This window comes from Arthrobacter sp. NPDC056493, from assembly GCF_042795115.1.
Lineage (GTDB): Bacteria > Actinomycetota > Actinomycetes > Actinomycetales > Micrococcaceae > Arthrobacter.
Genome location: NZ_JBHTSL010000103.1, coordinates 1 through 7,681, shown reverse-complemented (window position 1 = coordinate 7,681; position 7,681 = coordinate 1). Strand labels below are relative to the sequence as shown.

Genomic DNA, 7,681 nt, shown 5'->3' with positions numbered 1-7,681 from the left:
GGCCCACGTTGCCTTAAATTGAGCGCTTAGAAGTCGGGGATCTGCGAGCCGTCCTGGGGCCCTGCGGCCGTGCTGCTGTTGCCCGCAGCAGCGGCAGCCTCGGCCTGGGAGCGGGCCACATGGGCGTGGACTTCCTCCATGTCGAGCGCTTTAACGGCGTCTATGACCTGCTCGAGCTGCGGGGCGGCCAGCGCGCCCGGCTGCGAGAAGACCAGCACCTTCTCACGGAACGCCATCAGCGTGGGGATCGAGGAGATGCCCGCCTCCGCCGCCAGCTGCTGCTCGGCTTCGGTGTCCACTTTCGCGAAAACGACGTCCGGGTGCTTTTCCGAAACCGCGGAGTACGTGGGGGCGAACTGGCGGCACGGGCCGCACCATTCAGCCCAGAAGTCCACCAGGACAATGTCGTTGCCCTCGATGGTCGATGCGAACTGTTCACCTGTGATGTCAACGGTAGCCATTATTCAACCGTACGCGAGCCATGCCCGTAAGTCCCGCGGCCCGGCGCCTTGTTCGCTCGCCGCGTCACCGGGAATATTCCGCGCCCGCCGCGTGTGCCACGCAGGCCCAGGCGCCGCGGGCCTTCCCCGCACAGAGCACCTGCGGGAAACCAAGTGCCCGCTACCGGAAAAACAGGTATTCCCTACTCGTGCAGCGCCTGCGGGTGCTTCCTACACTCGAAGAAGGCTGGGGCCGGCACGTTCGCGGGCGTGCATCACTCATGAATAGCGGTCATGCGCCCCATATGCCGTGCTTCCGCCCTTGGGCCCGAGCGCCTCCTGTGTCTGCGCGTCACCGTACGCCGCGCATCCGGACACCGCCTGCGCACGAAACAAAGGTCCGCCATGAACCATCAGGAGACGCCAGATCCCCAGAACACATCTGGCCACGGGAACGATCCGCAGCCATTAGCACCGCCGAGCTTCAGCAGGCCAACCCCGACTGGCCGGCATCGCCCGCTGGCCGGGAGGCCCGCCGCCCGGCTGCTGCTCATTTCCGCTGCCGTGTCCGCTGCTTTGTTGGCGGCCGGGGCGGGCGTCGGCGCGCTCGTAGCGTCCGACGGCGGGAGCCCGGCTGCCGCTGTCAGCCAACCTGCCGCCGTCGAACAGCCAGCCCCTAAGAGTTGGCCGGCAGCAGAGACAGCGGCCGCGGCGCCGGCCACCAGTACGCCGGCCAAGGCGCTGGCGGCGGCACCCGACGCCAGCGCACACACAAAAGCACCCGCGAAGACAGCTGCCAAGCCAGCAACGAAGACGCCGGTCAAGGCGGCAGCAGCCAAAGCCCGGGCGAAAGCGCCGGCCGCGAAAACAGCAACCGTCCGAAGGGTTGCGCCGGCCCCCGCGCCTCGGCCCGCCACCTACAGGGTGGTTGCCGGCGACACCGTGAGTTCCATTGCGGGACGCTACAACGTCAGCACCAGCGGCGTGCTTGCCGCCAACGGCCTTGGGCCCGGCTCGGTCATTGTTCCGGGCCAGGTGCTCAGGCTCAGCGGACCCGCCGTCGCCGCTCCGGCGCAGGTGCAGGCTCCCGCTGCGGCACAGGCACCCGCACAGGTTCCTGCACCGGCTCCGGCTGTGCGGACCATCTACGTGGCCGGCGCCGGCGGCCAGGCGATGGTGGACAGCTGCATCGGCCCCATCCACTTCACGCCCACCGACGGGTACTCGCTCTTCATCACCGAGCACGACTTCTGCGGCGGCTGGGCCCGGTTCTCCGGAATCAGCGTCGGTGAACGCGTCGACATCCCGGGCTACGGCTCCTACCGGGTCTCGGCCCGGAGCCAGGTGCCGAACCCCGGCACCACCAACGACGTCGCTGCGGTGTTCGGCGGGTTCCCCCGGGCGGTCCTGCAAACCTGCATTCCGGGTACCACCCAGATGCTGGTCATCGCGCTGAACTGAAGGGGCACCAAAACGGGGCACATAGTCCGGCCGGGACCACCACGGAAATCCCGGCCGGGCAGGACCCAGCCGCGCGCCTCCGCCCGTAAGATCGTGGCCATGACGCAGCAACGCTATCGGGACCTTGCCGAATGGCCGCTGATGGGGACGGCCATCGTGTTCCTGGCGGCATACGCGTGGCAGGTGATCGGCAGGATGGAAGGCCGGGGAGCCGAGTGGCTCGAGGCCACCCTGTGGATCACCTGGGGCATTTTCGCGCTGGACTATGCGGCCAACCTGTGGCTGGCCGAAGACCGCAGCCGCTGGTTTCTCCGCAATCTGCACGAACTGCTGATCGTCGCCCTGCCGTTCTTCCGCCCGCTGCGGCTGCTCCGCCTGGTGACCCTTCTGTCGGTGCTTCACCGGACGGTGGGCGAAACTCTGCGTGGCAGGGTTGTCACCTACGTGGCCGCTTCCGCTGCCCTGCTGGTGTTCGTTGGTGCCCTGGCCGTGCTCGACGTCGAACAGTCGGCTCCCGATGCCAAGATCCTCACCTTCGGCGACGCCCTGTGGTGGGCCGTCGCCACCATCACCACCGTGGGCTACGGCGACATGTACCCGGTCACTGCGCTGGGCCGTGTTGTGGCGGCGGCGCTGATGATGAGCGGCATCGCCGTTCTGGGCGTGGTGACAGCCTCCATTGCCTCGTGGCTGGTCCAGCGGGTCGAGGAAACAACGGTGGCCGCGGCTGAATCGGCAGAGCTGCCGGTGCTGACGGAGGTAGGGGAACTGGCCGCCGAGGTTGCCGCCCTCCGGCGCGAGATCGCCGAGCTGCGGCGCGACCCTGCGCCGTAGTCGCCTCTGGCTTGGGTGCCCGGTTTCCCACCAGGCCTGGTCTCCCACTAGGCCCGGCCTTCGACGGAAATCGAGGAAAGCAAAAGACCTCCGGAACCACTAGGTTCCGGAGGTCTTTTCAAATGTGGCAGATGAGGGATTCGAACCCCCGTAGGCGTTGCCAGCTGATTTACAGTCAGCCCCCTTTGGCCGCTCGGGTAATCTGCCGAACTTCAAAAGAAGATCACCACGGTTTTGTTTCCATCACCGCGGCAAGACAACCTTACAGAACTTCTGCCGAAGAGTGAAATCGGGAATACGCGGGCCGAAAATCGTCGAAAATCAGGCTTCGCTGAGGATCCGGCCGGCGAGCTTGGCCTCGAACCGCAGCGCCTGTTCCTCGGTGATCTGGTTGAGCTGCACGGCCCGCTGAAGGTCCGAATGCACTCCCTCCATCCGGGTGGAGGCGTCGGCTACGGGGCTGAGGATGATGGATGCGGCCACGGCAGCGGCGGCCACGGATGAGGCGGCGGTGGCGATGGTTCCTGCGGCTGCGGCGGTGGACTTGGTGACGTAGCGGACGGCCTTGTGGGTCATTGCTTTCCTTCCGAGCGGCTTCCAACTGCTACAACTCTGGGCGCCATAACTTCGTTCCCGCCATGACTCGGCTATGAGTGAACTGTGAATGGCGCCCACCTTCACTTCCCCGCCATCCGTACTACGCTGGAATCCAGATATCCCCACCCTGCCCGGAGCCTTACCGCCCGGGCGACGCATGCACCAGCAAAGGAGAGTCATGGCAGGCGAGTCCACATTCGACGTCGTAAGCAAGGTAGACAAGCAGGAGGTGGCCAACGCGCTGAACCAGGCGCAGAAGGAAATCGCCCAGCGCTATGACTTCAAGGGCGTCGGCGCCGAAGTCGATTTCAGCGGCGAGAAGATCCTGATGAAGGCAAACTCCGAGGAGCGCGTCCTGGCGGTCCTGGATGTGCTGCAGTCCAAGCTGATCCGCCGCGGCATCTCGCTCAAGTCCCTGGACACCGGCGAACCGTACCCCTCCGGCAAGGAATTCCGGCTGGAGGCCTCCATCAAGGAAGGCATCGCGCAGGACCTCGCCAAGAAGATCAACAAGCTCATCCGCGACGAGGCCCCGAAGTCCGTCAAGTCCCAGATCCAGGGCGATGAACTCCGCGTCACGTCCAAGTCCCGGGACGACCTGCAGGCCACCATGGCCCTCCTGAAGGACTTTGACGAGGCCGATCTTCAGTTCGTGAACTTCCGCAGCTAAGGCCCGCCGGCGCCGGGGTGCACAAATGGGCTGGCGACAGTGCCCGCCAGCCCGTTTGTGCGCCACCAGGGAACAGGAAACCAATGAACTTCGCAGTCAGGCCCGAGCCGTGGGACGCCGAGGACGGGGCGAGGCTGCGCAGCATGCAGCGGGCCGAACTGGATGCCCGCTACGGCTGCGACGACCATGAGCCCGGTTCCGCGCCCAGCGCCGAAGACATCACCGTGTTCCTGGTGGCCCGGAACCACGAGGGGACAGCGGTTGCCTGCGGCGCCCTGCGCCGGCTCGACGCCGGGTCCGCGGAGATCAAGAGGATGTTCGTGCTGCCCGACCACCGCGGAAGCGGCGCCGCCCTGGCAGTTTTGCGTAGCCTGGAGGCCGAGGCCGCCCGCCTGGGCCTGAGCGAGCTCAAGCTGGAGACCGGCACGGCCCAGCCCGACGCCATCCGCTTCTACGAGCGCGAGGGCTACCGGCTGATCGACAACTTCGGGCCGTACGCCGGCGAGCCGCTGTCCGTCTGCTACGCCCGCTCGCTCTGACGACGCGCCAGTTGGCGGGCGACGCGCAAATTTCCGCTCGCTGCTGGTATTCCGGCCGCGCCAGGCATTGTGCGCGTCTCAGGGCATGGTGCGCGTCGCAGGGTTATGGGCGCGTCGCAGGGCTCCCCAGGAAGAAGTACGACGGCGGCCGTCAGCTAAGCGGCCTGCCTGCCATCCGCTCCAGGCGGCTGATGCGGTCCTGCATCGGCGGGTGCGTCGCGAAAAGCCTGGTGAGCCCGCCGCCGCGGAACGGGTTGGCGATCATCAGGTGCGAGGCGTTGACCAGCCGCTGGTCCTGCGGCAGCGGTGCGGCCTGGACGCCCTGGTGGATCTTGCGCAGGGCGGAGGCGAGTGCCAGCGGATCGCCGGTGAGCTGCGAACCGTCCTCGTCGGCGTCGTACTCCCGTGTCCGGGAGATGGCCACCTGGATCAGGGAGGCTGCCAGCGGCGCCAGCAGCGCCATGGCGATGAGTGCCAGCGGGTTCGAATTGCGCCTGTCCCCGCCGCCGAAGAACAGCAGCATCTGCCCCACCGAGGTGATGACGCCCGCCACCGCAGCTGCCACGGACGAGGTCAGGATGTCGCGGTTGTAGACGTGCATGAGCTCATGGCCGAGGACGCCCCGCAGTTCCCGCGGGGTGAGGAGCTGGAGGATCCCCTCCGTGCAGCAGACGGCGGCGTTCTGCGGGTTCCGCCCGGTGGCGAAGGCGTTGGGCGCCATGGTGGGCGAGACGTAGATCCGGGGCATGGGCTGGTTGGCGCGGGCGGAGAGCTCCCGGACCATCTGGTAGAGCTGCGGCGCCTGGGCTTCGGAGACGGGATAGGCCTGCATGGAGCGGAGCGCGATCTTGTCGCTGTTCCAGTAACCGTAGGCCGTGGTCCCCAGGCCGATCAGCGCCATGATCAGGATCGGGGCTGAGCTGCGGGTGTTGGCGGCAATGAGGGCGCCCAGGCCCAGCAGGATGGCCCACAGCACGCCGAACAGCGCCGCCGTTTTCAGTCCGTTGTGGTGATTGTGCACTTTTGCCTCCACAGCTCAGAAGTCGGAACCGGTACCGCCGCTACGGAACAGGATTCCGCGCGTCGTACTTCAGGAAGCCGGATTGCCACCGCGCCACCATCCAGGCCACCACGATGCACAGGATGCCGCCCAGCAGCAGGACCCAGCCCTCACTAAGAATTTTAGTGCCGCCGCCTGCCACCATGTCGCCCAGCCGCGGGCCACCAGCGACCACCACAATGAAGACCCCCTGAAGCCGGCCGCGCAGGTGGTCCGGGGTCGCGGCCTGCAGGATGGTGGTGCGGAAGACGGCACTCACGGAGTCGGCAATTCCCGCCAGGGCGCAGCAGAGGGCTGCCGGGATCAGCCAGAAGGTGACGCCGCCGGAGCCCGACCGCCCGGCCAGCACCACCACGAGGCCGAACGCCGAAAACGAGGCGCCCCAGCCCATGACCGACCACACCACCGCAGTCCCCTGCCGCCGCACCGCGCCGAGCGGCCCGGAAAAGAGGCCGGCGAGGAAGGCACCCACAGCCACGGCCGCCAGCAGGATGCCCACTGTGGTTTCCCCGCCGCCGATCATGAGGGCACCGATGGCCGGCAGCAGGGCACGCGGCTGGGCAAGGATCATCGCGATGAGGTCGAGGATGAACGTCATCCGCAGGTTGGGCCGCGTGCCCAGGAAGCGGAAACCCTCCGCCACGGACCGCATCCCGGCCCGCCCCGCCGCCTCTCCGGGCGGCATGGGGGGAAGCTTCAGCAGGGCCCAGAAGGCAAAGACGAAGCTGACGACGTCCAGCGTGTACGTCCACCCGAACCCGACACTGGCCACCAGGACACCCGCGAACAGCGGCCCCGCCGTCATGCCAAGCCCGAAAGTCACCATGTTCAGTGCGTTGGCGGCCGGCAGGAGCTCTTTCCGCAACAGCGCGGGAATGATGGCGCTGCGGGCAGGCTGGTTGATCGCCTGGGCACCGCTTTGCACGGCCACGAGGGCATACAGCAGCCACACATTGCCCACCTCCAGCCAGGCCTGGAGAGCGAGCCCGCCGGTGGTCACCCACAGCACCGCGGACGACAGAAGCGCCACCGTGCGGCGGTCATGGGAGTCGGCGATGGATCCGCCCAGCAAGCCGCCCAGCACCAGCGGGACCAGGGCAAAGATGCTGAGCAGCCCGACGTAGAGGCTGTCCTGGGTCAGCCGGTATACCTCCAGGCCGACAGCGACGAGGGTGAGCTGGCTGCCCACGTTGGAGAGTGCCGACCCCAGCCATAGCCGCCGGAAATCAGGGCTCTCGCGCAGCGGAGTGATGTCGGCCAGAAGTTTTCCCACCCGGCAACTCTAGCCTCAGCAGGAACTTAGCCCCGCCTTATTGTGATCTAGTCAAAATAAGTGATTCAATGGAGATATGACCGATCACCCGGAAAGCCACGAAGCATGGGCCGCGGCCCTGCGTGCCCACGGCCGCCGGGTGACCAAGCAGCGGCTGGCGGTCCTGGCCGCCGTCGAGCATCACCCGCACTCCCCGGCGGAAAACATCCTGGCGGCTGCCCGCGAGGAACTGCCGGAACTGACGGCGCAGTCCGTGTACGTGGTGCTGGGTGATCTGACGGACCTGCAGATGCTGCGCCGCTTCGAACCCCCGCATTCCCCGGCGCTGTATGAGACGCGGGTGGGCGACAACCATCACCACGCGATCTGCATCAGCTGCGGCCGTGTGGAGGATGTCGACTGCGCTGTCGGCCATGCTCCGTGCCTAACCCCGCATTGGAGCGAGGATTCCCACCCCATGACCATCCAGATCGCGGATGTCATGTACCAGGGGATCTGCGGAGAATGCCAGCGGGCCCAAAAACTTCCTGCAAACGTAAATGACAAGTAATTAAGAAATAGGAGAATAATGACTGCCATTTCAACGACCCAGTCAGGTGCGCCGGTTACGTCCGATGCACATTCGAAGGCTGTCGGTGCTGACGGCGCGATCATCCTCACGGATCACTACCTGGTGGAGAAGCTCGCCCAGTTCAACCGCGAGCGGGTTCCAGAGCGTGTGGTGCACGCCAAGGGCGGCGGCGCGTTCGGCACGTTCAAGGCCACCGAGGACGTCTCCAAGTACACCAAGGCGGCGTTCCTGCAGCC

At 66.7% G+C, this 7,681-nt stretch carries 10 protein-coding genes and 1 tRNA gene; 6 read left to right on the top strand and 5 right to left on the bottom strand.

Annotation, left to right across the window (positions count from 1 at the left end; translation table 11 throughout):
* Positions 1–26: 26 nt before the first annotated feature.
* Positions 27–461: a thioredoxin family protein gene (locus ACFQ50_RS24005; RefSeq protein WP_377998120.1), complete on the bottom strand. Its 435-nt coding sequence runs from the start codon at positions 459–461 to the stop codon at positions 27–29.
* Positions 462–845: 384 nt separating this feature from the next.
* Here ACFQ50_RS24005 and ACFQ50_RS24000 point away from each other — a divergent pair, with 384 nt between their 5' ends.
* A complete protein-coding gene (locus ACFQ50_RS24000) occupies positions 846–1,901 on the top strand; it encodes a LysM peptidoglycan-binding domain-containing protein (RefSeq protein WP_377998118.1) in 1,056 nt (351 codons plus the stop codon).
* 99 nt (positions 1,902–2,000) lie between these two features.
* Positions 2,001–2,735: a potassium channel family protein gene (locus tag ACFQ50_RS23995; RefSeq protein WP_377998116.1), complete on the top strand. Its 735-nt coding sequence runs from the start codon at positions 2,001–2,003 to the stop codon at positions 2,733–2,735.
* Positions 2,736–2,860: 125 nt separating this feature from the next.
* On the opposite strand, the gene ACFQ50_RS23990 is transcribed toward ACFQ50_RS23995, so the two are convergent.
* Positions 2,861–2,942 (bottom strand) — tRNA-Tyr (locus ACFQ50_RS23990).
* A 114-nt stretch (positions 2,943–3,056) separates the two neighbouring features.
* The gene (locus tag ACFQ50_RS23985; RefSeq protein WP_377998114.1) at positions 3,057–3,311 is read right to left on the bottom strand and encodes a hypothetical protein; all 255 of its coding nucleotides are present in this window, start codon (positions 3,309–3,311) and stop codon (positions 3,057–3,059) included.
* Positions 3,312–3,510: 199 nt separating this feature from the next.
* On the opposite strand from ACFQ50_RS23985, the gene ACFQ50_RS23980 reads away from it, so the two are divergent.
* Both ACFQ50_RS23980 and ACFQ50_RS23975 read left to right on the top strand, forming a co-directional pair.
* Positions 3,511–4,002 carry a YajQ family cyclic di-GMP-binding protein gene (locus ACFQ50_RS23980; protein ID WP_377998112.1) on the top strand — a complete coding sequence of 164 codons (492 nt, stop codon included), beginning with the start codon at positions 3,511–3,513 and terminating at the stop codon, positions 4,000–4,002.
* A gap of 83 nt (positions 4,003–4,085) precedes the next feature.
* Positions 4,086–4,541 (top strand): GNAT family N-acetyltransferase, encoded by a 456-nt coding sequence (locus ACFQ50_RS23975; protein ID WP_377998111.1) that lies wholly within the window; start codon positions 4,086–4,088, stop codon positions 4,539–4,541.
* A 151-nt stretch (positions 4,542–4,692) separates the two neighbouring features.
* Here ACFQ50_RS23975 and htpX read toward each other — a convergent pair whose 3' ends face one another.
* Both htpX and ACFQ50_RS23965 read right to left on the bottom strand, forming a co-directional pair.
* Positions 4,693–5,562, bottom strand: a complete 870-nt coding sequence (gene htpX, locus ACFQ50_RS23970; protein ID WP_377998109.1) for a zinc metalloprotease HtpX — start codon at positions 5,560–5,562, stop codon at positions 4,693–4,695.
* Between the two features lie 40 nt (positions 5,563–5,602).
* Complete coding sequence (locus tag ACFQ50_RS23965; protein ID WP_377998108.1) at positions 5,603–6,874, bottom strand: MFS transporter; 1,272 nt, start codon at positions 6,872–6,874, stop codon at positions 5,603–5,605.
* Positions 6,875–6,950: 76 nt separating this feature from the next.
* Here ACFQ50_RS23965 and ACFQ50_RS23960 point away from each other — a divergent pair, with 76 nt between their 5' ends.
* Both ACFQ50_RS23960 and ACFQ50_RS23955 read left to right on the top strand, forming a co-directional pair.
* Positions 6,951–7,424, top strand: a complete 474-nt coding sequence (locus ACFQ50_RS23960; protein ID WP_377998107.1) for a Fur family transcriptional regulator — start codon at positions 6,951–6,953, stop codon at positions 7,422–7,424.
* Positions 7,425–7,442: 18 nt separating this feature from the next.
* The coding region (locus tag ACFQ50_RS23955) for a catalase (protein ID WP_377998106.1) at positions 7,443–7,681 on the top strand (239 nt) is incomplete at its 3' end.